Annotated in this window: 32 protein-coding genes and 1 pseudogene; 27 read left to right on the forward strand and 6 right to left on the reverse strand. The window is 35.8% G+C overall.

The genetic code is table 11. From position 1 onward, the window contains the following. The first annotated feature begins 3 nt into the window (after nucleotides 1-3). The 10 genes from ruvX (at nucleotide 4) to FDO66_RS16135 (ending at nucleotide 10039) form a co-directional block, all read left to right on the forward strand. A complete protein-coding gene (ruvX, locus tag FDO66_RS16090) occupies nucleotides 4-420 on the forward strand; it encodes a Holliday junction resolvase RuvX (RefSeq protein ID WP_181444609.1) in 417 nt (138 codons plus the stop codon). Nucleotides 421-585: 165 nt separating this feature from the next. Next, nucleotides 586-873, forward strand: a complete 288-nt coding sequence (locus tag FDO66_RS16095) for a DUF1292 domain-containing protein (protein WP_141433684.1) — start codon at nucleotides 586-588, stop codon at nucleotides 871-873. A gap of 426 nt (nucleotides 874-1299) precedes the next feature. After that, complete coding sequence (gene mltG / locus FDO66_RS16100) at nucleotides 1300-2433, forward strand: endolytic transglycosylase MltG (RefSeq protein WP_141433685.1); 1134 nt, start codon at nucleotides 1300-1302, stop codon at nucleotides 2431-2433. A gap of 268 nt (nucleotides 2434-2701) precedes the next feature. Further along, a complete protein-coding gene (locus FDO66_RS16105; RefSeq protein ID WP_141433686.1) occupies nucleotides 2702-3340 on the forward strand; it encodes an O-methyltransferase in 639 nt (212 codons plus the stop codon). A 5-nt stretch (nucleotides 3341-3345) separates the two neighbouring features. After that, nucleotides 3346-4269 carry a peptidase U32 family protein gene (locus FDO66_RS16110; RefSeq protein ID WP_141433687.1) on the forward strand — a complete coding sequence of 308 codons (924 nt, stop codon included), beginning with the start codon at nucleotides 3346-3348 and terminating at the stop codon, nucleotides 4267-4269. A 187-nt stretch (nucleotides 4270-4456) separates the two neighbouring features. Further along, entirely contained in the window at nucleotides 4457-5725 is a 1269-nt protein-coding gene (locus FDO66_RS16115; RefSeq protein ID WP_141433688.1) for a peptidase U32 family protein, read from the forward strand. Between the two features lie 4 nt (nucleotides 5726-5729). Beyond that, nucleotides 5730-6365: a uridine kinase gene (gene udk / locus FDO66_RS16120; protein ID WP_141433689.1), complete on the forward strand. Its 636-nt coding sequence runs from the start codon at nucleotides 5730-5732 to the stop codon at nucleotides 6363-6365. Nucleotides 6366-6921: 556 nt separating this feature from the next. After that, nucleotides 6922-7398: a transcription elongation factor GreA gene (gene greA, locus FDO66_RS16125; RefSeq protein ID WP_141433690.1), complete on the forward strand. Its 477-nt coding sequence runs from the start codon at nucleotides 6922-6924 to the stop codon at nucleotides 7396-7398. A gap of 68 nt (nucleotides 7399-7466) precedes the next feature. Then, the gene (locus tag FDO66_RS16130; protein ID WP_141433691.1) at nucleotides 7467-9254 is read left to right on the forward strand and encodes a peptidoglycan D,D-transpeptidase FtsI family protein; all 1788 of its coding nucleotides are present in this window, start codon (nucleotides 7467-7469) and stop codon (nucleotides 9252-9254) included. Nucleotides 9255-9385: 131 nt separating this feature from the next. Next, nucleotides 9386-10039, forward strand: coding sequence for a YrrS family protein (locus FDO66_RS16135; RefSeq protein ID WP_141433692.1), 654 nt, complete (start codon nucleotides 9386-9388; stop codon nucleotides 10037-10039). 80 nt (nucleotides 10040-10119) lie between these two features. Here the strand turns inward: FDO66_RS16135 and FDO66_RS16140 are convergent, their stop codons facing one another. Then, a complete protein-coding gene (locus FDO66_RS16140; RefSeq protein WP_141433693.1) occupies nucleotides 10120-10326 on the reverse strand; it encodes a DUF2536 family protein in 207 nt (68 codons plus the stop codon). 162 nt (nucleotides 10327-10488) lie between these two features. Here FDO66_RS16140 and FDO66_RS16145 point away from each other — a divergent pair, with 162 nt between their 5' ends. The 6 genes from FDO66_RS16145 (at nucleotide 10489) to FDO66_RS16170 (ending at nucleotide 15111) form a co-directional block, all read left to right on the forward strand. Continuing rightward, nucleotides 10489-11127 carry a class I SAM-dependent methyltransferase gene (locus FDO66_RS16145; protein ID WP_141433694.1) on the forward strand — a complete coding sequence of 213 codons (639 nt, stop codon included), beginning with the start codon at nucleotides 10489-10491 and terminating at the stop codon, nucleotides 11125-11127. Nucleotides 11128-11144: 17 nt separating this feature from the next. After that, nucleotides 11145-11846, forward strand: coding sequence for a 5'-methylthioadenosine/S-adenosylhomocysteine nucleosidase (mtnN, locus tag FDO66_RS16150; RefSeq protein WP_141433695.1), 702 nt, complete (start codon nucleotides 11145-11147; stop codon nucleotides 11844-11846). Nucleotides 11847-12106: 260 nt separating this feature from the next. After that, a complete protein-coding gene (locus FDO66_RS16155) occupies nucleotides 12107-13030 on the forward strand; it encodes a PLP-dependent cysteine synthase family protein (RefSeq protein ID WP_141433696.1) in 924 nt (307 codons plus the stop codon). Then, nucleotides 13031-14167 carry a bifunctional cystathionine gamma-lyase/homocysteine desulfhydrase gene (locus FDO66_RS16160; RefSeq protein WP_141433697.1) on the forward strand — a complete coding sequence of 379 codons (1137 nt, stop codon included), beginning with the start codon at nucleotides 13031-13033 and terminating at the stop codon, nucleotides 14165-14167. A gap of 141 nt (nucleotides 14168-14308) precedes the next feature. Then, nucleotides 14309-14551 (forward strand): YrhC family protein, encoded by a 243-nt coding sequence (locus tag FDO66_RS16165; RefSeq protein WP_141433698.1) that lies wholly within the window; start codon nucleotides 14309-14311, stop codon nucleotides 14549-14551. A gap of 419 nt (nucleotides 14552-14970) precedes the next feature. After that, nucleotides 14971-15111 carry a YrzI family small protein gene (locus FDO66_RS16170; protein WP_141433699.1) on the forward strand — a complete coding sequence of 47 codons (141 nt, stop codon included), beginning with the start codon at nucleotides 14971-14973 and terminating at the stop codon, nucleotides 15109-15111. A gap of 258 nt (nucleotides 15112-15369) precedes the next feature. Here the strand turns inward: FDO66_RS16170 and FDO66_RS16175 are convergent, their stop codons facing one another. The 5 genes and pseudogenes from FDO66_RS16175 to FDO66_RS16195 all read right to left on the reverse strand — a co-directional run bounded on the left by FDO66_RS16175 (nucleotide 15370) and on the right by FDO66_RS16195 (nucleotide 18691). Continuing rightward, entirely contained in the window at nucleotides 15370-16023 is a 654-nt protein-coding gene (locus tag FDO66_RS16175; protein ID WP_141433700.1) for an exonuclease domain-containing protein, read from the reverse strand. Between the two features lie 209 nt (nucleotides 16024-16232). Further along, a pseudogene (locus FDO66_RS16180) lies at nucleotides 16233-16625 on the reverse strand (sigma-70 family RNA polymerase sigma factor); the annotation flags it as partial. A 70-nt stretch (nucleotides 16626-16695) separates the two neighbouring features. After that, nucleotides 16696-17217, reverse strand: a complete 522-nt coding sequence (locus FDO66_RS16185; RefSeq protein WP_141433701.1) for a hypothetical protein — start codon at nucleotides 17215-17217, stop codon at nucleotides 16696-16698. 508 nt (nucleotides 17218-17725) lie between these two features. Beyond that, nucleotides 17726-17938 carry a helix-turn-helix transcriptional regulator gene (locus FDO66_RS21530; RefSeq protein WP_141433702.1) on the reverse strand — a complete coding sequence of 71 codons (213 nt, stop codon included), beginning with the start codon at nucleotides 17936-17938 and terminating at the stop codon, nucleotides 17726-17728. A gap of 192 nt (nucleotides 17939-18130) precedes the next feature. Continuing rightward, nucleotides 18131-18691 carry a helix-turn-helix domain-containing protein gene (locus FDO66_RS16195; protein ID WP_141433703.1) on the reverse strand — a complete coding sequence of 187 codons (561 nt, stop codon included), beginning with the start codon at nucleotides 18689-18691 and terminating at the stop codon, nucleotides 18131-18133. Between the two features lie 157 nt (nucleotides 18692-18848). On the opposite strand from FDO66_RS16195, the gene FDO66_RS16200 reads away from it, so the two are divergent. From FDO66_RS16200 to FDO66_RS16245, 11 genes are all read left to right on the forward strand, one after another. Beyond that, nucleotides 18849-19067 carry a helix-turn-helix transcriptional regulator gene (locus tag FDO66_RS16200; RefSeq protein ID WP_141433704.1) on the forward strand — a complete coding sequence of 73 codons (219 nt, stop codon included), beginning with the start codon at nucleotides 18849-18851 and terminating at the stop codon, nucleotides 19065-19067. A gap of 18 nt (nucleotides 19068-19085) precedes the next feature. Continuing rightward, entirely contained in the window at nucleotides 19086-19784 is a 699-nt protein-coding gene (locus FDO66_RS16205) for an ORF6N domain-containing protein (protein ID WP_141433705.1), read from the forward strand. Nucleotides 19785-19795: 11 nt separating this feature from the next. Then, complete coding sequence (locus tag FDO66_RS16210) at nucleotides 19796-20083, forward strand: hypothetical protein (RefSeq protein ID WP_141433706.1); 288 nt, start codon at nucleotides 19796-19798, stop codon at nucleotides 20081-20083. Nucleotides 20084-20095: 12 nt separating this feature from the next. Further along, nucleotides 20096-20224, forward strand: coding sequence for a hypothetical protein (locus FDO66_RS21325; RefSeq protein ID WP_258535759.1), 129 nt, complete (start codon nucleotides 20096-20098; stop codon nucleotides 20222-20224). Continuing rightward, nucleotides 20221-20601 carry a hypothetical protein gene (locus tag FDO66_RS16215; RefSeq protein WP_181444610.1) on the forward strand — a complete coding sequence of 127 codons (381 nt, stop codon included), beginning with the start codon at nucleotides 20221-20223 and terminating at the stop codon, nucleotides 20599-20601. The genes FDO66_RS21325 and FDO66_RS16215 overlap by 4 nt, the downstream gene beginning before the upstream one ends. Continuing rightward, a complete protein-coding gene (locus FDO66_RS16220; protein ID WP_141433708.1) occupies nucleotides 20594-20800 on the forward strand; it encodes a YqaI family protein in 207 nt (68 codons plus the stop codon). The genes FDO66_RS16215 and FDO66_RS16220 overlap by 8 nt, the downstream gene beginning before the upstream one ends. A gap of 17 nt (nucleotides 20801-20817) precedes the next feature. Next, on the forward strand, nucleotides 20818-21396 hold the full coding sequence (locus FDO66_RS16225) for a host-nuclease inhibitor Gam family protein (RefSeq protein WP_141433709.1): 579 nt from the start codon (nucleotides 20818-20820) through the stop codon (nucleotides 21394-21396). A 70-nt stretch (nucleotides 21397-21466) separates the two neighbouring features. Then, nucleotides 21467-22093, forward strand: a complete 627-nt coding sequence (locus FDO66_RS16230; RefSeq protein WP_141433710.1) for an ERF family protein — start codon at nucleotides 21467-21469, stop codon at nucleotides 22091-22093. A gap of 170 nt (nucleotides 22094-22263) precedes the next feature. Next, on the forward strand, nucleotides 22264-22551 hold the full coding sequence (locus FDO66_RS16235; protein ID WP_141433711.1) for a hypothetical protein: 288 nt from the start codon (nucleotides 22264-22266) through the stop codon (nucleotides 22549-22551). Nucleotides 22552-22574: 23 nt separating this feature from the next. Continuing rightward, nucleotides 22575-23207 (forward strand): AP2/ERF family transcription factor, encoded by a 633-nt coding sequence (locus FDO66_RS16240; RefSeq protein WP_141433712.1) that lies wholly within the window; start codon nucleotides 22575-22577, stop codon nucleotides 23205-23207. 93 nt (nucleotides 23208-23300) lie between these two features. Beyond that, nucleotides 23301-23669, forward strand: a complete 369-nt coding sequence (locus FDO66_RS16245; RefSeq protein ID WP_141433713.1) for a hypothetical protein — start codon at nucleotides 23301-23303, stop codon at nucleotides 23667-23669. Nucleotides 23670-23761 lie beyond the last annotated feature (92 nt).

Genomic DNA, 23761 nt, shown 5'->3' on the forward strand with positions numbered 1-23761 from the left:
TGCATGCGGGTTATGGGCTTAGATGTTGGCTCAAAGACAGTAGGGGTGGCAGTAAGTGATGCCCTTGGATGGACAGCTCAAGGAATTGAGACCATCAAAATTAATGAGGATGAAAATGAATTTGGTTTTGAAAGAATAGGAATATTAATAAAGGAACATGAAGTAAGTAAAATAGTCGTTGGACTGCCCAAAAATATGAATGGCTCCATTGGTTTTCGAGGCGAAGCTAGCCAAGAATACGCAAGTAAGCTTGAACAGCTATTTGGTTTGCCGGTTGTTCTGTGGGACGAGCGTCTGACGACTATGGCTGCAGAACGTCTTTTGCTAGAGGCTGATGTTAGTCGAAAAAAACGGAAAAAAGTAATTGATAAAATGGCTGCATCTATAATCCTGCAAGGATATCTAGATAGCCAAAAATAAAAGCGGAAGCGCCTTGATCAGCCGCGACAGACATAAGACGCAATCCGCAGGAAATCCTGATTTCTGGAGGATTGTGGCTTATGATCCGAGCGGCTAGGCGCTAGAGCTAGATACCAGTCAATCTTCAAAGAGTATATTTCTAATACTAAATTAAAGAGGTGACCTATGAATCACGGAGAAAACAATATTACAATCGTTGATGAAGATGGAAATGAGCAATTATGTGAAGTGCTATTCACTTTTGATTCGGAAGAGTTCGGAAAATCCTATGTTCTATATTATCCAATAGGAGCAGAGGAAGATGAAGATGAAGAGATTGAGATTCATGCTTCTTCTTTTATTCCAAATGAAGAAACAAAAGATGGAGAATTGCAGCCGATTGAATCAGATGAAGAGTGGGATCTTGTCGAAGAAATGCTCAACACTTTCTTAGACGAACAAGAGGAAAAATAATAAATAAGAGAGTGCCCTTTAACAAAGTGCTAGGTGCTTCCAAGAAGTCGTTCTTAGAGCAGCCCAGCCTTTGATGGGCACTCTTTTTTTATAAATTTTGGCTGCTTTCTAAAAGTTTGTTGTTTTGAATAAAATAATAATCATGGTTGAAGTACTGAGCAGCCTGAATACACGTAGACTCCTGCGGGAAAAGCGAGAAAGACGAGACCCCACAGGAGCATAGCGACGTGGAAGCTCGACACTCGCCCGCGGAAAGCGAAGTGTATTCAGGATACGGGTTAAATAACAACAATCTATACGAAAAGAGCCTAAATTTTTTTGTCAATTTTTGCGATGATTATTAGATATATAGTATAATGTTTCGAGATGTAAGTTAAGGGTTGATAAAAGAAAAATAGGATCACCCTGTTAGATGGAGGGGACCGTATGTCGTCAGAGCAAAAAAACTTTAAAAAAGAATTATTCTTTCAAAACCTGCAAGAAAGGCAAACTGAAGCAAAAACCGTACGGAAAATTGTATCAACTATCGCAATTATTCTTATCGTTGTGCTAGGTAGTCTTGTTGGAGGAGGCTATTTTTATATTCAGTCAGCGTTAAAACCTGTTGACCCTGATAGTAAACAAGAGAAGAAAGTTGTCATTCCAATTGGATCAAGTGTTTCTGGAATTGCTCAAACTTTAGAAGACAATGGAATCATTAAAGATGCAAGAGTGTTTAAATATTATGTAAAGCTGAAAAATGAATCTGGATTTATGGCTGGAGAATACAATATGTTGCCCTCAATGACCATTCCTGATATTGTGAAGAGTTTAAAAACAGGAAAGGTAATGGAGAAGGTTGTTTTTAAAGTAACGATACCAGAGGGAAAACAACTTGAACAAATTGCTTTAATCGTTGCTGAAAAAACAAATCATTCAAAAGAAGACGTGTTAAATAAATTAAATGACAAAAATTTTATCCAAAGCTTAATGGAAAAATACCCTGATTTACTTACCAGTGAAATATTGAATCCGAAAATTAAATATCCACTGGAAGGCTACCTTTTTCCCGCGACATATCCATTTTATGAGGAAAACCCGCCTATAGAAGAAATCGTTTCTGTGATGCTGGATCAAACAAATAAAGTCTTAAGTGAATACAGCGATCAAATAAATGAAACAGATATTACTCCACATAAATTGTTAACGATGGCTTCATTAGTTGAAGAAGAAGCAACTGAAAAAGTTGATCGAAATAAAATCGCGAGTGTTTTTTATAATCGTATGAAAATAAACATGCCGCTGCAAACAGATCCTACCGTTCTTTATGCACAAGGGGAACATAAAGAAAGAGTAGTATACAAAGATTTAGAAATAGATTCACCTTATAACACCTATAAAAATGTAGGCTTAACACCTGGACCGATCGCCAATGCAGGAAAGGATTCGATTGAAGCAGTGCTAAATCCTGCCCAAACGGATTACCTTTATTTCCTGGCAACGCCTAGTGGAGATGTGCTTTTTTCTAAAACATTAGACGAGCATAACGCAAAAAAAGCGGAGCATATTACGGGAAAGTAACTGAACGTTAAGGGTAAGAAAAGAATGTCATTTGACTATTGATAGAAAAAGGAGGAAGTTAGAAAGAATAGCATTCCTTCTTTTTTTATGTTAAAATAATTGAAGTGTTTTTAAACTTGTTAATAGCGTCAACCACAGTTTGCAAGGATCATGGCTTATCATTAGCCATAATGCGTATGAAATACGTATTTATGAAATATCCAATCTGTGAACGCTATTTTTTCATGTCTAAAGAGATTTTGATGATGACGGATAGAGGTGAGGCAGCTTGAATGATGAAAAGCTGCAAAAATATATAGATGGTTTGATTCTAGATAGACCAAAGCTCCTTTTGGAAATGGAAGCATATGCAAAAGAGCATCATGTTCCAATCATGGAGCTTGCAGGAATTGAATGCTTGCTGCAATTATTGAGAATTCAGTTGCCAAAGAAAATTTTAGAAGTGGGTACAGCTATCGGCTACTCTGCTTTAAGGATGGCTTTTGCATTACCACAGTGTGGGATTATTACAATAGAAAGAGATGCAGAACGTTATGAATTAGCAGAAATGTATTTTCAGAAGGCTGATAAACAAGAGCAAATCTTGCTTGTAAAAGGTGATGCTCTAGAAGTAGAGGAAGAAATTAAAAAACATGCACCTTTTGACTGTATTTTTATAGATGCAGCAAAAGGGCAATATCAACTTTTTTTTGATATATATTCTTCCTATTTAAGTACAAAAGGTATCATTATTACCGATAATGTTCTGTTTAAAGGACTTGTATATGAGGAAAAAATAGAGAATAAACGAATACGCAGCCTTGTAAGAAAAATCAATGATTTTAACCATTGGTTAATGAATCATCCTGATTATGATACGGTTATTATTCCTGTCGGTGACGGGATCGCAATTAGCAAGAAGAGGTGAATAATTTGAAAAAACCAGAATTACTTGTCACACCATTATCAGTTGAAGATATTCTCCCATTATCAGAAAATGGAGCAGACGCTTTCGTCATTGGCGAACAGCATTATGGCCTGCGTTTGGCTGGAGAATTTACTAGAGAAGATGTTAAGAAATCAATCGAAATTGCCCATTCCCAAAACAAAAAGGTATATGTGGCGATGAATGCCATTTTTCATAACGACCGAATACAAGATTTAGATGACTACCTCAAATTTTTAAATGAAGTAAAGCCGGATGCCGTTATTTTTGGTGATCCAGCAGTAATAATGTCTGCACGTGAGAATGCTCCTAATCTTAAGCTTCATTGGAATACTGAAACAACCGCCACAAATTGGTATACATGTAATTATTGGGGGAGAAAAGGGGCAAAAAGAGCTGTTCTCGCTCGTGAAATCAATATGGATGCTATTGTTGAAATCAAGGAAAAGGCTGAGGTGGAAATTGAGGTACAAGTTCATGGTATGACAGCGATGTTCCAGTCGAAACGTAACTTACTTGATCACTATTTTGAGTTTCTTGGCGATAAAAAGCATGAAAATATCGAAGCGACTAATATGTTTTTGCATGACAAAGAACGAGAAAACAAATATCCCATTTTTGAAGATGAAAATGGAACGCATATTATGAGTCCAAATGATATTTGTATTATTGATGAATTACAGGAAATGATTGAAGCTGGGGTAGATTCCTTTAAAATTGATGGTCTATTAAAGTCATCTGAGTATATTCTGGCTGTTACAAAGCTCTACCGCAAAGCAATTGATCTATGTGTAGAGGATGTAGATCAGTATGATGATATAAAAGATGATTTAGTAGCGGAAATAGAAAATATTCAACCGCTAAATCGACCATTAGATACAGGGTTTTTCTTTAAAGAAACGGTTTATTAATTGATTGAAAAGTGAAACTTTAATCAGTGGGGTTATCTTCATTCCCTACTGATTGTTAGTTGAACCAATCGGGCTTTTACTGTCAGTTATCCCTTAACTAGGACTTCTCGTTTACACTTCTAATCTGAGGTTGGGGATTTTACTGACCGTTAATGCGGGATAAAAAAATGATAAGGAGGTTTTCATAATGGTAGCAGTGAAAGAACCTATCTCACAAGTGGTAAATGGCAAACGTGTCATAACAAAAAAACCTGAGCTATTAGCACCAGCTGGAAATTTAGAAAAATTAAAAATAGCTGTGAAATATGGTGCAGATGCTGTATTTATAGGAGGCCAAGAATATGGTCTTCGATCTAACGCCGATAACTTTACATTCGAAGAAATGAAGGAAGGCGCTGAGTTTGCCAAGCAGTATGGGGCGAAAATTTATGTAACAACCAATATTTTTGCTCATAATGAAAATATTGATGGATTAGAGGAATATATTCTTGGGTTAAAAGAAACAGGGATTACAGGGATCATTGTTGCAGATCCTTTAATTATTGAAACTTGCAGAAGATTGGCACCAGAAATTGAAGTTCATTTAAGTACTCAGCAATCGTTGTCAAACTGGAAGGCTGTTCAATATTGGAAGGAAGAGGGGCTAGAGCGTGTCGTATTAGCCCGCGAAACAAGTGCAGAAGAAATTCGCGAGATGAAAGAAAAGGTCGATATAGAAATCGAAACTTTTATTCATGGAGCTATGTGTATTGCCTATTCCGGCAGATGTACATTAAGTAATCATATGACAGCACGCGACTCAAATCGTGGTGGATGCTGTCAATCATGTAGATGGGATTATGATCTTTATCAGCTGGACGGAAATCAAGAAACAGCATTATTTAAAGAGACAGATGCCCACTTTGCTATGAGTCCCAAGGATCTTAAGCTTATTGAGTCGATTCCAAGAATGATTGAGCTGGGGATTGATAGTCTTAAAATAGAAGGCAGAATGAAATCTATTCATTATATTGCAACGGTTGTCAGTGTCTATCGGAAAATCATTGATGATTATTGTGCAGATCCTGATAATTTCAAAATTGAAGAGAAATGGCTAAAGGAATTAGATAAATGCGCCAATCGAGATACCGCTCCTGCCTTTTTTGAAGGCGTACCAGGGTATAAAGAGCAAATGTTTGGAAATCATAGCAAAAAGACTGCTTTTGACTTTGTAGGATTAGTGCTTGATTATGATTCAGAAACAAAGATGGTAACACTTCAGCAAAGAAATCATTTTAAACCAGGTCAAGAAGTAGAGTTCTTTGGTCCGGAGATAGATAATTTTACACAAGTGATCGAGAGAATTTGGGATGAAGATGGAAATGAGCTAGATGCAGCTCGTCATCCATTGCAAATCGTAAAATTTAAGGTGAATCAACCGGTTTACCGCGATAACATGATGCGAAAGGAGCTTTAATTTCATGAATCGCAAGCCAGTAGTGATTGGGGTAGCCGGAGGTTCAGGCTCTGGAAAAACTAGTGTCACAAAATCCATTTATGAATGCTTTAAAGGGCACTCCATTTTAATGCTCGAGCAAGACTTTTATTATAAAGATCAATCGCATCTTCCTTTTGAAGAAAGATTAAAAACAAATTATGATCATCCTCTAGCCTTTGATAATGATTTATTGATCGAGCATTTAACAAAGCTTCTACGATATGAGTGGATTGAAAAGCCTGTATACGACTATTCCATTCATACTAGATCAGGAAAGACAATCAATGTAGAGCCAAAGGATGTCATTATTCTAGAAGGAATTCTTATTCTTGAGGATGAACGCTTAAGGGATTTAATGGATATAAAGCTCTATGTTGATACAGATGCAGATTTAAGAATTATTCGAAGGCTTTTAAGAGATATTAAAGAACGAGGAAGATCAATGGATTCGGTCATTGAACAATATGTAAGTGTTGTTCGGCCAATGCATAATCAATTTATTGAGCCTACTAAAAGATATGCTGATATCATTATTCCAGAGGGTGGGCATAATCATGTCGCAATTGATCTAATGGTAACAAAAGTTCAAACAATTCTTGAACAAAAATCATTTTTGTGAAACAATAGCATAATATAGAAAAGCGGAGCCGACTTGTTTAGCCCCGACAAGCATAAGGCGAATCACGCAGGAAATCCTGATTTCTGGAGTGATTTGACTTATGACTTGAGGGGCTAGGCGGCGGAGCTGGACAATTAGAAAAGCGGCCGATTAAGAGCGCCACGTCCTGTGGCAACATCGGCACTCGTACATCCTGTACGTCGGAGGCGGCTTGAACAGCATTGAAGAAAAAGTATACGCGAAATAAATTTTGACAAAAATGTGAACAAACTGCTTTAGTAATCATTTTGATACTCTATTTTATATAAAAAAATCTTCGCATTTTGTTATGGAAGTATTAAAATAATTGTTATATTAAAAATTGGTTTAGTAAGTAAAAAATGGATTTATACTTTACCATCTTCGGTATGCAGTGGGGTCTTAATCCAATATAATCTTTTTTACGCGCCCCTTTTATTGGGGTGCGTCTAAGTATTTCCAATTGTGGGAATGAGATACATATATTCGATTACGCAATCTTTTTGTGATTGTGGAAAATTAGAAGGAGTGAAGGGGTTTGGCAACTGAAAAGATTTTTCCAATGACACAAGCTGGGAAAGAGAAGCTTGAGCAAGAATTAGAGCAATTAAAAACAGTAAAAAGAAAAGAAGTTGTAGAAAGAATAAAAATTGCTAGAAGTTTTGGGGATTTATCGGAGAACTCTGAGTATGATTCTGCAAAAGAAGAACAAGCCTTCGTTGAAGGGCGAATCACTACACTTGAAAATATGATTCGAAATGCAAAAATTATTGAAGAAGATGAGATGACAAGCGATGTGGTCTCATTAGGTCGCTCAGTTACTTTTATTGAATTACCGGATGGAGAAGAAGAAACTTATACCATAGTTGGAAGTGCAGAAGCAGATCCGTTTGAAGGGAAAATTTCTAACGATTCACCGATTGCAAAAAGTTTAATTGGCCGTAAAGTTGGGGATGAAATTCCTGTTGTGACACCTGGTGGAGAAATGAAAGTTCGTATTGTAGAGATTAAGTAATAGACATTTTACGATAAATAAGTTTGAAAAAGGAAATCCTCGTCAACACTTTTGACGAGGTGTTTTTTATGTGGAGAAAACGAATGGTCGTATTTCTATTCCTTTTTTTTACTTCATTTTTTATTCTTATTGGTAGGCTAATGCAAATTCAGCTTTTTGAAACAGAGCATTTTTCTAGCCATAATATTAATCTTTTAGAAGAAAGCGTCGAACAACGATCACAGGAAATGGTAATAGATAACGGAAGAGGAAATTTTCTTGATCAAAATGGGCAATCCTTGACACAGCAAACAAAAAAAGTACTCATACTTTTTCCGTTTTTAAAAAATATGGATTGGGACAGTAAAAAAGTATCTCTTATAACTGGAATTTCAGAGTCTTCATTAAAAAGGGCTATTGAAAACACGAAGGAACCTATTGTTTTTGGCAGAAGAGATCCAGTCGAACTAACGAGTAGTCAAATGGAAAAAATTAATGATTTAAAAATTCCAGGAGTATTTGCGGTTGACAAGAAATATAATCTAACGAAAAATCTTGCCGAACAATTGATTGGGATTGCAGGAGAAAATGATCAAGTTTTAAAAAGCAGATATCCTGGAAAGGAATTTTCCTCACGAACATTAGTCGGATTAACAGGCTTAGAAAAAAGCTTCGATGAGTTTCTTCTGTCTGAAGGGAAATCAAAGCTCGTTTACCACGTTGATGCGATGGGAGGCCCTTTGTTTGGGATCAATGTAAAATATGTAGAACCCGCGAATCCATTTTATCCAATCAATATAAAGACGACAATTGATCGTGGCCTACAGTCAATAGCTGAAGAGCAAGTTAAAGGACATGGAATACAAAAAGGCGGGCTCGTTTTATTGGATATAAAAACGAATTCCGTACTTGCAATGGTATCTGTACCAGAAATTAATAAATATACCCCTTTTCAAAAGGATACCGGTGGTATAGAAAATTTAATGCTAAAGCAGCAAATTTTAGGATCTGTATTTAAAACAGTCGTATCTGCAGCTGCTATTGATCATCATCTTGATCAGCCTTCAAGAACCTTTGATTGTAGTAAGAAAATCAATGGAGAACAGGATGTAACCTATCAATACGGAAACTTAACCTTTACTGATAGCTTTGCAAAAAGTTGTAATAATACATTTGCAACCTTAGCAAAAGAACTCAAAGAGATCGATCCTAACCTAATTGAAGAGTATGCAAAAAAACTTTCATTAGTTGGACAAGCAGGGTGGAATGGGGACATTTACCATATTCAAGATTTTAAGCAATTAGCAGATGAAGATAGTGGAAGAGTTTTCCTATCAGAAGAAGCGAAAAAAGATGATAATTATGTCGCAATGACAGGAATTGGGCAGCATGAGGTAAGAGTAACGCCTTTATCTGTTGCAAATATGATGGCAACAATCGCAAGAGGCGGAGAAAAAGAAATGGTTCGAATAGCTTCAACGATCGAATATAAAAATGGCAATTCGATTATTAAATTTGATGAGAAGCAGCTAGATGGAGAGACGATATCTCCTTTCACTGCAATGAAGCTACAATCTCTTTTACGTGAAGTTGTTACAAATAAGGAAGGTACAGGAAGATGGTTTCAAGATCTTCCATATGAGGTAGCTGGAAAATCTGGAACAGCAGAAACAGGCGTTTTTAAGGAAGGGCAACAGCTGCATAACAAATGGTTTGCGGGTTATTTTCCGTATAAAAATCCAAGATATGCTTTAGTTGTTGTAAATTTAGGCGTTGAAGGACAACAAGGGGGGATTAATCCACTTTTCGCTGATATGGTAAAGGAACTATATAACTACGATCAACGGCAAAATAATTCCTTTTCCTCTGTAGAATAGAAAGGTAATATGGTAAAGTGACTTGTTGGGAGAAATGTTTTCTTCCAACATGTATTTTCTTTAAGAATTATTCAATATTATGGTAAAATAATGGAAACCATTATAGAAGAAAAAATGGGGTGGATAACTTTATGAATGAGGAAATAAACAGAAGCTCTCGTACAGCGAAACGCTCAAAAAGACGAAAAACAAATCTTATATTAAATGGACTAATCGCCATTGTTGTGATATTGATTATATTCGTAACTGTAAAAATCTTTTTTAGCGGCGAAACTGCAGCTCCAAATGTGAAGCAGCCTGCAATTGAAAAGGAAACAGATGCAAAGAATGAAAATAAAAAAGCTAACGAGGCATCTGCTGGCGTTAAAGAGAAGGATCATAAGAGTCAGTCTGATCAATTAGACGATAATGATTCAAAACAAGAAACGAGTGAGGAACCTATTATTACAGAGGGCGGCAGCGATTCAAGCGTAATAAGAACGATTGAGAATCCATCTTGGAAGCCTGTAGGTACTACTCAAACTGGAGAACATGCTACTCTTTATGAAACAGGCACAGTCGATTGGGATGAAATGCTAAACGCTCTTTCATATGCAACAGGGATTGAAAAAGGAAATATGACGGTTGTATATATCGGGAATAATAATCATGATCCTCAGAAAGCAATCGGAACTGTTTCGACAAAGGATAAGCAGGAAAAATATCGGGTGTATATTGAATGGATAGATGGTAAAGGTTGGAAGCCTTCAAAAGTGGAAGAATTAAATGCAATTAACATTCGGTAAAGCGAGAAATTAGATAGGCATCCATCAGAAATTTATTTCAAGATCTCTGACGGATGCCTGTCCTATTTAAAATACCCAATTTACTTTTTAATTTTAAAATGAACAACAGCAGCGTGATAAGGTCTGCCGCTATCATCGACATGCATTTGATTGGAAACAGAATGAACAGAGAGAAGAATCCCCTTGTTAACTTCAATTTGATTGTTTATTTTTTTTTCTAAATTTTTAAGATCATGATCTTCAAAAAATTCTATTTTATCTTCTATAAAATCTAGATGTAAATTCATTTCAAACATCCTTCCCAGTAAGGTTTATCCTATATGTATAGCTTCAGTTTAATGGATCTGTATACGCCAATCAATACATTTGCCGCTAGAAAAATAGGCAACATGTAACTCTATAAAACATAGTATGTTTATACGAATAATTTGTATAGGGGAGGGTTACAGGTGGGTACAGAGTTTGTTGAATTATTCGAAAAGTGGGCAGAGAACTATGACAAAAGTGTGATGGGAAATGATCTTGAATATCAAAAGGTTTTTTACAATTATGATGAGATATTAAAAGAAGTTGCTGATCGTGCATTTGGTCACGTACTAGAATTTGGCACAGGAACGGGCAATTTAACTTTAAAACTGTTGGAGAAAGGGCTGAAGGTTACAGGGATTGAACCATCTGATGCTATGAAAAAAATCGGAGAAAAAAAAATAGGTGCTAACGCAAATATATTCAAAGGTGATTTTCTTCATTATCCAGCCGATCTAGCTTTAGATTCAATTGTAAGTACGTATGCTTTTCATCATTTAACCGATCAAGAAAAAGGAGAAGCGATATTATCTTATAGCAACATACTGGCCCCAGGTGGTAAAATAATTTTTGCGGATACGATGTACAAATCTTTAGAGGACTTTAAGCAAGCGATCTCAGATGCTGTACAAAGTGGCTTTCATAATCTAGCAGAGGATTTACAACGAGAGTATTATCCTACCATTCCAGTTTTAAAGAAAATGATGGAGGAGAATAGCTTTACGGTTACATTTTCTAAATGCAACGACTTTGTCTGGATTATGGAAGGTGTAAAAATATAAGAAAGAGGTTTTAAAAAATGAAAATTGCCATCATCGGAGCAATGGAAGAGGAAGTAACAATACTTAGAGAAAATATAACAGATAAGCAGCAAATGACATTCGCAGGCTGTGAATTTACAACAGGATTTATGAATGGAGCGGAAGTCGTCTTATTGCGGTCTGGGATTGGCAAGGTAAATGCAGCAATGTCAACGACGATTTTAATGGAAAAATATAGACCAGATTATGTAATTAACACAGGTTCTGCAGGAGGATTAAATCCTCAGCTAGAGGTAGGAGATGTGGTTATTTCAACAGAGGTTCGTCATCATGATGTGGACGTAACAGCATTCGGATATGAATATGGTCAAGTGCCTCAGCTGCCAGCGGCGTTTATAGCGAACGAAAAATTAGTGCAGGTAGCAGAAGAATGTGCAAAAGCGATTACAGACATTCAAGTGGTAAAAGGGCTCATTACAACAGGGGACTCTTTTATGAATGATCCTCTTAGAGTTGAGTTTATAAAAGGAAAGTTCGATCATCTTCAAGCTGTCGAAATGGAAGCAGCAGCGATTGCGCAGGTTTCCCATCAATTTAAAGTTCCTTTTGTTATTATACGCGCTTTATCTGATATAGCTGGAAAAGAATCCAATATATCCTTTGATCAGTTTTTAGATCAAGCTGGTTTACATTCAGCTACCCTAGTAATGAAAATGGTTGCTAGATTAACGGAAAATTAAAAAAGAAAAGCAGCCGATTAAGAGCGCCACGTCTTGTGGCAGCATCGGCACTAGTACATCCTGTACGTCGGAAGTGCCTTGTTCAGCCCTGAAGAAAAATGTTCGTTTGCCTCCAAAAGCGTTTTTTGCTTTTAGAGGCAAAGGGTTATTTTTCACAAGGGGTAGGCACTGGCCGATTAAGAGCGCCACGTCCTGTGGCAATATCGGCACTAGTACATCCTGTACGTCGGAGCTAGACACAATAAGGGAGGGCGGCCTATCTGAAGGTATATAAGAATATCCATGAGCTAATTGGCAATACTCCATTGGTTGAGCTTACACATTATCGGATTCCAAACGGAGTTCGCATATTTGCTAAACTTGAATATATGAATCCTGGTGGAAGTGTAAAAGATCGTCTTGGGGCGTCTTTGTTAAAGGAAGCTATTGAAAGTGGAAAGCTATTAGAAGGTGGTACGATTATTGAACCGACAGCGGGAAATACAGGAATAGGCTTAGCCCTTGCTGCCTTAAATAAAAAGATTAATGTAATCCTTTGTGTGCCTGAAAAATTTAGTATTGAAAAGCAAATCATCATGAAAGCCCTAGGGGCAAAAATTGTTCATACGCCGACCTCTGAAGGGATGAGAGGCGCGATAACGAAAGCACAAGAGCTATTACAGGAAATTCCTAACGCCTTTTCACCTGAGCAGTTTTCTAATCCAGCAAATCCAAACACATACTATGAAACGATTGGACCAGAAATTTGGGAACAACTCGAAGGAAATGTTCATATATTTGTTGCAGGAGCTGGAACAGGGGGAACCTTTATGGGAACAGCTCGATATTTAAAGGATCAGAGCGAAAAAGTGAAAACCGTTATTGTAGAACCTGAGGGCTCCATTTTAAATGGCGGAAATGCAGGTTCACATAAAACAGAGGGAATAGGGATGGAATTTCTTCCAAGTTTTATGGATACATCTTTTTTTGACACCATTTATACAATTTCAGATGAAGATGCTTTTTTTCGAGTGAAAGAGGCTGCTTTAAAGGAAGGATTACTTATTGGGAGTTCTTCAGGTGCTGCTTTACATGCGGCGCTAAAAGAAGCGAGTCATGCCCCAGCTGGAACGAATATTGTGACCATTTTTCCGGATGGAAGCGAGCGATATTTGAGCAAGAAAATTTATGAAGGGGGGATATAAGTGAAAAAGAAAACGATGCTTATCCATGGAGGAATTCCATCTGATCCTCATACAGGTGCCGTTTCTTATCCAATCTATCAAGTTAGCACCTACAAGCAGGAAGCGGCAGGCATTCATAGGGGATATGAATACTCGAGAACTGGGAATCCTACTCGTCATGCACTAGAAGAGCTAATAAAGGACTTAGAAGGTGGAACAAGAGGATTTGCCTTTGGTTCTGGTATGGCTGCCATAACGGCTGTTATGATGCTTTTTCAAAAAGGAGATCATATTTTGATCACGGACGATGTTTATGGGGGAACATTCCGTATTATGACGAAAGTATTGAATCGTTTTGGACTCGAAGCAAGCTTCATTGATACTAGCAATCTTGAACATATAATAAAAGAAATAAAACCGAATACAAAAGCAATCTTTATCGAAACTCCAACCAATCCACTTTTAAAAATCACCGATATTAAAGCAACAGCACTTATTGCAAAACAACATCATCTTCTAACCATTGTTGATAATACATTTTCTACTCCTTACTGGCAAACACCTCTTTCACTAGGCGTTGACATTGTGATACACAGTGCGACAAAATATTTAGGCGGACATAGTGATGTTGTATCAGGTCTTGTTGTCGTGGATCGATCTGATCTCGGGAAAGAATTACATTTTATTCAAAATGCTACTGGGGGAGTATTAGGCCCGAATGACTCTTGGCTATTAATGCGAGGAATGAAAACGCTAGGTATTAGAATGGAAGAACATGAACAAAACACCAAGGAAATTGTTGACTTTTTAATTAAGCATCCTTTTGTTGAAAAAGTATACTACCCTGGAATTGAATGGCATCCGAATCACTTAGTTGCAAAGAAGCAAGCAACTGGATTTGGAGGGATGGTTTCCTTCGATGTTGGCAGTGAAGAAAAAGCAGATAAACTGATTAAAAGGCTAAATTATTTTACGCTTGCTGAAAGCCTAGGGGCAGTAGAGAGTTTAATATCCATACCTGCAAAAATGACTCATGCATCTATTCCAAAAGAACGTCGAGATCAGCTAGGGATTACAGATGGATTAATACGCATTTCTGTAGGATTAGAAGATATTGAGGACCTGCTAACCGATTTATCAACTGCTTTAAAAGAATAGCGGCTCAAACCAAAGTACGAAGGTGTTTGTTCCATGATAGAAAACTAGTTACCAATATTTCTATTTATTTCATCACCTCCATGCTGTTTTTTTATGATAATATAAGTTTTATAGTTTGAAAAAAATGTAAAGGTGATGATGATGAAACAGACTGCTAAGGAATTACACGGAAAAATGGCTGATTTTAAAAGATTCGCCATTACATTACTAGCTGTAGGAGCTTTTTTATATTTAGGAGTGATCATTCCTGATGCTGCAAAGAGTCTCCTTGATTTACAATTGCTGATGCTCGCTTCAACAGCTTTTCTTGCATCTGCTATCTTCTTTTTCCAAAAGGCAAAGAAATGTAAACAGAAGCTTGCTGAAATGGAAGAAGAATATTAATTAACAAACAAGGTTCAGAGAAATTTTTCTTAAACGGACCCTTCGAATATATTTAAAGGCAAGAGCACCCTATACAAATTGGGTGCTCTTTTCTTAAAAAAGTGTTTACAAATTTTCTTTTTGTGGATATACTTACCAATGTAAGCATAAAATTACTTAAAAGGAGGTCGAATAAAATGATTAAAATGACAATTGCAAAGACTAATCAAATTTCATATGCTCATTGCACATATTCGACCAATAAGGAATGGACTGCTTAATTTTATTCATTTGTCTATCCATGCCGCAGGGAGAATAGTGCCCTGCGGCTTTTTATATTTATTTGTATTGCCGCAGGTGTAATATCTTACTGCGGCTTTTTTGTGTCCAAAAAAAGGAACGAAGGACTAATGAATGTAGATAAGGGAGGTGATCACACAATGACATTACACATTTTATTTTTAACGATTACGATAAAAAAGAGAACATTATCTACTGAAGAGATTCAACATGAGGAAATGGTTAATAGGATTTATGAAGAAAATAAGGATCGTCAATATTCAATGCATCGTATGTATTAATCCATACAAAAATAAAAAGAAAGGTGGTTATGAAAATGATATACATTTTGCAAGGACGTCAAGCAATCCTCTGGGTGGAGAAAGATTCCACCTAACGACTCGATTTCTTTGGAGGTGGTTTATATGTTTCTGCATATTTTGCTCATCACTTTGTCTTTTCGACGGAAAAAAGTCTAGATCGTCTTCAAAAATTTTTAAAAAAACTGATGGCCTAAATTTAAAGGTAACTAATTTTAGGCCATCTATTTACTAATCATTTCATCCACTGAAAGGGTTAGAGGAAAAAGGATAATATGACTTTTGTTTGTTAACTTTATTTTTCGATTTTACTGGCTGGTATTTGTTCATGGGCTTTTTATTTATAACCTCTTTTAAATAATAATTTCCTTGAGGGTTTTGTTTTTTCAGCAGCTGCATTAAATATGTAATATCATCCATCGCTCTATGTGATTGATAATTTGTAATTTGATGGGCTTGGAGTAAGGTGATTAGCTTGCTGTTTTGGTAACCATATTTTTTCCATTCAATATTTCGCATCGTACAATACCATTTTAAAAGGTTTATTTCAGGGTACATTTGATATAAAAAGCTTCGATCGAATGAAGCATTGTGGGCAAAAATAGAATCAGCTCTATGAAAATATGTTTTAATTTTCACATCATGAAAGCTTTTCCCTTCTACTTCCTGAAAAGGAATCCCATGTATCTTATAGGCAGATTCGTAATTATTTCTTGAACTTTCGGATAAGGGCTCCCTTAAAAAAGAATCATGTTCCAATTCCTCTATAAATTCTCCAGTGTCCTGACAATATGAAAATAAGATTAATGCCAATTCAATCATTTCATCTTGATAGGGTGATAAACCCGTCGTTTCAACATCTAATAATAATCCAATGCGTTGGTTTTTTATCACGTATAACACCTCATTCAGTTATTGTGAGTGCTTTAATTATAGAACAAAGTGAGATTCAGCGTAAATAAGTTGACTTGTTTAAAATAAACAAGCAAAAAAATTTTTTCAAAGGATATGATATTGATTGCACGATCAGACAGATGGAAATAATTCCCAAAAGCAAGAAAAAACTGCCCTACATATCGGACAGCCTCCAGTTGGTATAAGATTTATTGTTGTTTTTTCTTCTTTTCTTTTTCTGCTCTGTAGAATTCATGGAACATTTTCATCAATGCCCTTTTTTCAATGCGAGACACATAGCTTCTTGAAATTCCCAGCTCTTTTGCTATCTCGCGTTGGGTCTTTTCTTTTTGTAAATCAAGTCCAAATCGACCAACAATGACATCTTTCTCTCTGTCGTCTAATACATCAATATACTCCTTAACCTTCTCAAGCTCCATATTTAGTTGAATTGTATTAATGACATCCTCTGACTCTGATTTTAAAATATCAATTAAGCTAATCTCGTTTCCTTCCTTATCCTGTCCTATTGGATCATGAAGTGAAACATCCTTCTTTGTCTTTTTTAAAGCTCTTAAATGCATAAGTATTTCATTACTCATTACAATAGGGAAGTGCGATTAAAGGAAGGAGTGGAGTACATCTTCAACTATTTAATTTTTTACTAACGTTTTATCCTTTGATTTTGAATTTTTTATCTATTTTATTCCATCTACCTATATTAGTAGCTAAATATGTATTTATAACAGTTAAAATTAAGGGAGAAATATATGCTTTCTCCTCTTCCGTTTTTATTTCGATTTTATGGTACAACATTTTACTCATTTCATCTAAAAAATTAAAATTATGTTCCGTACAATAATATATAACGTTTAAATATTCTTCTTCTATCGTATGTTTTGCATACTCTCCGAAACCATCTTCTGCTGCAGCCAAGTTTAACACTACCAAATCATACAGAAGATCAACCTGTTCTGATTTAAATACTTTTTTTAGAGAGATTAATTCTAATGAAGTTATTGCTAAAAATAGCTCTGCCATATAAATTTTCTCTAGTTCATCACTAATAGTACCACCGTACTCTTTTAGATCACGAACAAAAATCGGCCATATTTCTTTAATGTCTTCATGAAGACTATTAATGAAAACAGCAACTGCTTGTCTATGAGTAATTTTTTTTCTAAAAATATTCATCCTTATCACCCCTTCATAATTCCACATTATCACATCCAAACCATGAATTACTAAGGAAAATTGTCTTGCTTACAAATATAATGCGAGTATGAAAACTTTTGAACAACTTTACAATATCGCAAAACATCACCTAGAACACAAAAGGACTAATTGTAAATTTATGCATATTTATGATTTTTACATGGAAGGAGAACATTATGTTTTTCGTGCTTGCTTCAAATGTAAGCGTTCGACAGTAATACAAAAAGTTACCATCGACAAGTGCGGAAATCGCATAAAGTATGACTGAATTGTGAATTTTTGTACTTTTTTTGTCGAATGATGTCTTTCATTGTAGAAACCTCGTAAAAAGTTGTCGTGACCATCTTCATTATTTTTCTATATTTTAGTACCATTGAATTATAGAAATGAAGGACAAATGTTCTTATTTAAGCAAAATGTAGTAACAAGGTCGTATTAGTTTTTGTTTCGGGTTCGGAGTACAGGAACTTTCCATCAGACGATTGAATCAATCGCCCGCAACCCGTTCATAAAGATCTTCCATAGCGCAACCTAGTATAGCTGAAATATTCATAGCACGCTCATATGACATGGTGTACTTGTCATTAGCGTATTCTGAAACTGTCGATTTCGATATATGTAGTATTTCAGCTAGTTGTTGTTGTGTCAGATCTCTTGATTTTAAGAGGTCGCTAAGTTTGCACTTACCGACTTTATACAAAAACTAATCGCCTCCCTAGGTAGTTTTATGCTAAAATAAGAACATACGTTCTATCAAGAGGGGTGTTCATGTGCATATTAAAGAAGAAAAAAAGCATTGCGAAACAAAAGAAATAGACATCAAATTACTACTAACCAAGTGTTTTAACGAAAAAATTGCATCCGAATACCTTAGGTTAGTAAAAGGCACAAGCTAAGTGTCTTTTTTAATGCCAAATAGAACTTTCAATAATTCCATTGCCTTTATTCTTTCATCTTCATTTAAGTCTAAAACCTCGTCACCCCATTTTAATGTCTGTCCTTCAAAAGCTTTTTTGAAATCAAATTCATTATTATTTTCAATATAATCTCCATCATAACCAGATTCTTTTAATATCTCTTCAAATTCTTCTCTGGACATATCAGGAGGACTAACTAACGGTATATACGAAAAGTGAACTTCGAGCATTTTTTCATATAAATCTTTACCCTCTAAATCTGGATATACCATCTGCAGAGCCAGTAATAACTCGTTAATATCGTTTTGTGATTCTTCATTTCTGCCTGATGATAATAATTTTTGCGGATCTCCTCCTAGTACCTTTGCTAATACAGCAGTAACTACATATGAAGCAGGAGGCCTTTTTCCTAATCTGAGTTTACTTATATATGTTGGGTGGATATTAATGCCGTATTTTTTACATTCTTCTGCTATTTGATCAAGAGTCATGTTTGACTTTTTTATATATTCAGCTAATAAATCCTTATATTCCATTACTAAAACACCTCCTCAATTAAAGAGTTTACAACTTACAAGACTCAAAGAGCAATAAAATTTAAAAACTAGACAAATTAGTCTTGACGAAAAAACTTAGTCATAGTATTATAATAAACAGATAGACAATTTAGTCTAGAAAGGCGGTGAGAAAAAGTTGAAAAACACCATTAGAGAGTTAAGATTACAAAGTGGGTTAACACAACATCAATTAGGACAACTATTCAAAGACCAGAAAGACATTACTGTCATTTCTAGATGGGAAAGAAATGTTGTTCAACCTAGCACAGTTAACTTATTAGAACTAGCTAGAATATTTAAAGTTAGTCCCAATGATATTGTTTTTGAAATAAACAAGACAGACTTGTCTGTCTAATAATTAGGAGGATTTGTAATGAAACAATTACAACCAATTATTCATAACAAACAAAGAGTTCTTTTAACTACGCAATTAGCTGAATCCTATGGAACTGATGCGGAAAGAATCCAAGTTAATTTTAATAGAAATAAAGAACGTTACAAAGAAGGTAAACATTTTATACTTCTTCAAGGTGATGATCTTAAAGAGTTTAAATCAACTTATCAAATTGATAAGTCGTTAAAGATTAATAAACTTTACCTTTGGACAGAAAAAGGAGCATGGTTACATGCGAAATCGTTAAACACCGATGAAGCTTGGGATGCATACGAATTACTCGTTGATGAATATTACAACGTTAAAGATAACGTCGTCCCTCTTTCAAAAGATAAAGCTCTTATCACTGTACTTCGTACCACAGCTGATCTAGTAGAAGATACACAAGCAATCAAGCAAGAGCAACATGAAATTAGAATGCTAATAGATAGAGTTGATCAAAAGGTAGATGAACAAATAACTCTTGATAGTGGTGAACAAAGAACGCTACAAAAAGCTGTTGCTAAACGTGTTTATGAGCTGGAAAGCGATCCAGAAAAGAGATCGAAATTATTCCGTGAAATCTATCGTGAAATCAAAGATCGTTTCGCTGTTGCCAGTTACAAAGATGTGAAAAAGAAAGAACTACAACAAGCAATTAGTTATGTTAACAACTTCATGCCAAGAAGAGTTTCGTAAGGAGATAATCAGTGAAAAAATATCATGAAATCATTTCTGAGCAAATCAACAAATTGAACATAAGCCTAACTGATATTGTCGCTCAATGTGAAAAAGAAGGGCAAAAAATAACCGTATCCTACTTGAGTAAACTAAAAAACGATAGAATGCCACCTCCGTCATATGAAGTTACTCGCACGCTTGCGAAAGTACTGAATATTGATTCTGATACATTGGTGATTATTTCTTATTTAGAACAGGCGCCATCAGAATTTCAAAAGATACTAAAGTTGATACGTGTTATAACAAAAATCTTATAAGGAGTCCTAACCATGAAAGTAAGAATCATCAAAGGACCTCACTTTGCAACAACTGAAAAGAAGGTCCATGAAATCCTATACAAATTCATGAGTGAAAAAGTAAAAGAAGAAATGAAGAAAGACGCTCAAAAGCAAGCTTGAACCTCCTAGAAACCTTGCGTGACCAAATAGTAAAAGGTGATTGGACTAAATATTTTGAAGGAGTGGATATTGAAATGGAAAAGTTTGATAAAGAAGCGTTATTGAAGTTTGTATCTGATGTTTTGGACCGTGGAGGAAAAGTATCACTACTTGATTATGGTTTTGATCAAGATAAATCTGTAGCTTCAGGACGGATCAGTGAGTTATCAAATGTTGTAAATGGTAGTGTTCGAGAAGTAGAAAAAGATGGTTATGCGTGGTTTAACTTTAACTCGGACAAGGTTAATTACAGTTCTTTTTATGATTTTAAAACCTTAGAAGAGGACGTAGACCTTACTGGATCTGATCCTGCCGAAGAAGGTGAAGAAATTGCTTGAGCATCCTGATATTGTCCGAGTTGAGAAAACAGGGTATGCGAATTTAGTTGAGCAGCCAGAACATTTTGGAACAGATTATTTTGGGGATGAAGTCCTTCTTGGTGATGAATACATCGAACATGATGGAGAAATCATCTTGAAAGAAAATTTAGATCGGTATTTAACCGAGGTTATGGAATTTGAATTCAAACAAGCTTAATAAGGAGGAATAAACCCATGCAAACACTAGAAAACGTATTAACTGCAATCGAGGAACAAGAAAAGGAAGTCGTGTATCAACCATTCGTTGTCACTGACCTAGAAACAGCTGCAGAAGCTTCACGCCGTATCTCTTATTTCGAGGGAAAGAAAGCTGAAATCGATTCTATCATCGAAGCTCAAATTGCGCCTTTCCTAGCCAAAATTGAAAAGATCAAGGAATGGGGTGTACAAGCCAAGCAAGAATTTGTGGACAAGCAGTCTCATTACAGCGGTCAATTAGAATCTTATTTACGAGCAGAGGTCACTAAGCAGTTGGAAGCTGGCAAGAAAGCAAAGAAAACAATACCACTACCGTTTGGAAAAATGTCGCTCACGAAACAACAACCAGAGTATCAAAAAGATAAAGCTGTGTTACTTGAGTACGCAAAAACAGCTGGATATGCAGAGCCTAAATGGGAAACAAAATGGAGTGAGTTAAAAAAGGATTGCACTGTAGTTGATGGATCTTTAGTCAATGAGGAAACGGGTGAAATTGTTCCTGGTGTAGTTGTAGTTGAAAGAGAAGATAAATTTGAATTCAAACTTGAGGGTTGATAACTGCCATTATCTTCCCTCTGTAAACAAATATCAGTGGTAGTGTACCACAAAAGGAGATGAAAGGACAATGCAAAGAAGTGAGAGCATTAAAAATATCGCTGTTGCCCTATGTAAATTCCAAGGAGAATGTCCTGCGCCAAAGAAAACGTCTACTAATCCACATTTTAAGAGCAAGTATGCTCCTTTAGAGGAAATTATTAACGTTGCAAAACCACACCTTGCAGCAAACCAATTATCATTTTTTCAGTCTACCACAACAGAAAATGAAAATATCGTAATCACAACTCTTATCATCCATTCTAGTGGAGAGTTTATTGAATCTGATCCTCTAAAGCTCCCAATGGGTAAAAACACAGCACAAGGGGCAGGGAGCTCAATCACATATGCAAGACGATACAGTTTGTGTGCAGCCCTAGGGATTGCAGCAGAGGAAGATGACGATGCAAACGGAGCATCAGATAGTAACAATCAACAAAATAATCAATTCAATAAAAACGCTCCAATGGCTTCCGAAAAACAATTAAACCTAATAGATAAGCTTCTAAAGGACGTAGCAAGTGCCAAGAACATCACAAAAGACGAAGCCTATAAAACCCTTAAATTGCACATGCAAAAGGATATGGAATGGTATACGGCTGCCGATGCCAGCGAAGCAATTAAAGTCTTAACTAATGCGATGAAGAAAGGGGCATGATTATGTCCCTACCCAAACAAGAAACTCCAGACACACAACAAGAGCAGCAACAGGAGTTTCTTCTCCTAAACCACAAGCATTGGATCTGGACGGTAGTGTTTTATTCATCAGTAATACTAATAATTATCGCTTATAGCATTGGAATTATTAATGATTAAAGGAGTGATCCCGTGTTCCAAGTAGGAGATTGGATCGTAAACATACACAGCGGCAATATTGGTTACGTAGATGGCATCAACACCTTTACTAATAGAATGTCTGTACGATATGTAAGGGATAAAAAAGGCAACAGACTAACCAGTGTCCAATATGGTGATCCGTATAACTTCATATTAGCCCCATTTCAAGGCGATACAGGAAAAGAAGGCTTATTATACCTGATTGATCTTGCGTTGGATACTAAAGATATCCAATGGGCAAAAACGTTATTTGAAAAAAAGATTGCTGCAAATAAGTAAATAATCTTGATGGAGGTTGTAATATGTTTGAATTAATAGATTTAACAGGTCGAAAATTCGGTAGATTTACAGTCTTGAAACGTGCAGAAAATGACGAAAAGCATAGACATAAAAATGTTATGTGGCTTTGTGAATGTGAATGCGGCACACAAAAGATAGTACGTGGCGGTCATTTAAAAAGTGGTGGAATAAAATCTTGCGGTTGTTATAAGCGTCCTCCTAAACACGGAGGAACTGGCACGAAGGAGCATAAAGCTTATATGGGAGCTCGTAATAGATGCAACAATACTAATGGACAAGATTACAAAAATTACGGTGGTAGAGGGATAAAGTTTCTTTATAACTCGTTTGAGGAATTTCTGGAAGATGTTGGTTATTCACCATCACCTAAACACAGTATTGATCGCATAGACAATAACGGTAACTATGAAAAAGGGAATTGCAGATGGGCTACTGCTAGAGAGCAAGGTAATAATAGGCGAACACAAGAAATTAAAGGTTATACCAAGAAATCGAATGGTAAATACGAAGCCCGTATATGTTTTTATGGTAAACAACGTTATTTAGGGGCGTTCGATACAAAAAAAGAAGCTCGTATTCAATACGAAATAGCTTATTTTCTTAAAAACGAATGTTTATCGAACAATATATTCTGAATGGTTTGAGAGATTAACAAAAAAACAGAAAGAGTTTAGTAGGTAACAAATTTTGTATTGTGTTTCCTTAATGTCATAAGGAGGGACGGGAAATTGGATAGGAACAGAGCAAGAGAGCATTTTAAAAACTTGGATTTAAGTTATTCAAGCTTAAAAGAAGAAGATATTAATAAACTTACAGCAATACTTTCAGAAGAATTGTTATCTTACCTTGAATACGGTGGGGAACACGCCCAACAGATGAATATGAAAGTTAGTAAGGCAAGAAAAAAAGATGTAAAAGTTTTAAAAAGTGGTCTACAGTATGCTCGAATTCAAATAGACGGTAGTTATTTTAAAAGGAGAGAGGGCATCACATTCAGCCAAACTGGTTTCATTGGATTTGGTGGAGAATTTAGTGATGTAAATGTAGAGCCAATATTAAAAGCTTTTTGTAAATGGTGTAATTTAATCGCCAATTGAGATTAACAAAAGAATTATTAAGTTTCATAGAAAGGAGGAAAATCCTTGCAACGTATTTTAGATGCATGCTGTGGAAGTCGAATGTTTTGGTT

The sequence above is a fragment of the Bacillus sp. 03113 genome (assembly GCF_006546985.1).
In the GTDB taxonomy this organism is placed as follows: domain Bacteria; phylum Bacillota; class Bacilli; order Bacillales; family Cytobacillaceae; genus VATK01.

Coding starts and splice junctions, on each gene's coding strand:
- FDO66_RS16225 (WP_141433709.1), top strand. CDS start 20,818: ATGCAAACACTAGAAAACGTATTAACTGCAATCGAGGAACAAGAAAAG.
- udk (WP_141433689.1), top strand. CDS start 5,730: ATGAATCGCAAGCCAGTAGTGATTGGGGTAGCCGGAGGTTCAGGCTCT.
- FDO66_RS16165 (WP_141433698.1), top strand. CDS start 14,309: ATGAAACAGACTGCTAAGGAATTACACGGAAAAATGGCTGATTTTAAA.
- FDO66_RS16195 (WP_141433703.1), bottom strand. CDS start 18,691: ATGGAATATAAGGATTTATTAGCTGAATATATAAAAAAGTCAAACATG.
- FDO66_RS21325 (WP_258535759.1), top strand. CDS start 20,096: ATGAAAGTAAGAATCATCAAAGGACCTCACTTTGCAACAACTGAAAAG.
- FDO66_RS16230 (WP_141433710.1), top strand. CDS start 21,467: ATGCAAAGAAGTGAGAGCATTAAAAATATCGCTGTTGCCCTATGTAAA.
- ruvX (WP_181444609.1), top strand. CDS start 4: ATGCGGGTTATGGGCTTAGATGTTGGCTCAAAGACAGTAGGGGTGGCA.
- FDO66_RS16115 (WP_141433688.1), top strand. CDS start 4,457: ATGGTAGCAGTGAAAGAACCTATCTCACAAGTGGTAAATGGCAAACGT.
- FDO66_RS16140 (WP_141433693.1), bottom strand. CDS start 10,326: ATGAATTTACATCTAGATTTTATAGAAGATAAAATAGAATTTTTTGAA.
- FDO66_RS16205 (WP_141433705.1), top strand. CDS start 19,086: ATGAAACAATTACAACCAATTATTCATAACAAACAAAGAGTTCTTTTA.
- FDO66_RS16185 (WP_141433701.1), bottom strand. CDS start 17,217: ATGAATATTTTTAGAAAAAAAATTACTCATAGACAAGCAGTTGCTGTT.
- FDO66_RS16130 (WP_141433691.1), top strand. CDS start 7,467: ATGTGGAGAAAACGAATGGTCGTATTTCTATTCCTTTTTTTTACTTCA.
- mtnN (WP_141433695.1), top strand. CDS start 11,145: ATGAAAATTGCCATCATCGGAGCAATGGAAGAGGAAGTAACAATACTT.
- FDO66_RS16135 (WP_141433692.1), top strand. CDS start 9,386: ATGAATGAGGAAATAAACAGAAGCTCTCGTACAGCGAAACGCTCAAAA.
- FDO66_RS16170 (WP_141433699.1), top strand. CDS start 14,971: ATGACATTACACATTTTATTTTTAACGATTACGATAAAAAAGAGAACA.
- mltG (WP_141433685.1), top strand. CDS start 1,300: ATGTCGTCAGAGCAAAAAAACTTTAAAAAAGAATTATTCTTTCAAAAC.
- FDO66_RS16240 (WP_141433712.1), top strand. CDS start 22,575: ATGTTTGAATTAATAGATTTAACAGGTCGAAAATTCGGTAGATTTACA.
- FDO66_RS16095 (WP_141433684.1), top strand. CDS start 586: ATGAATCACGGAGAAAACAATATTACAATCGTTGATGAAGATGGAAAT.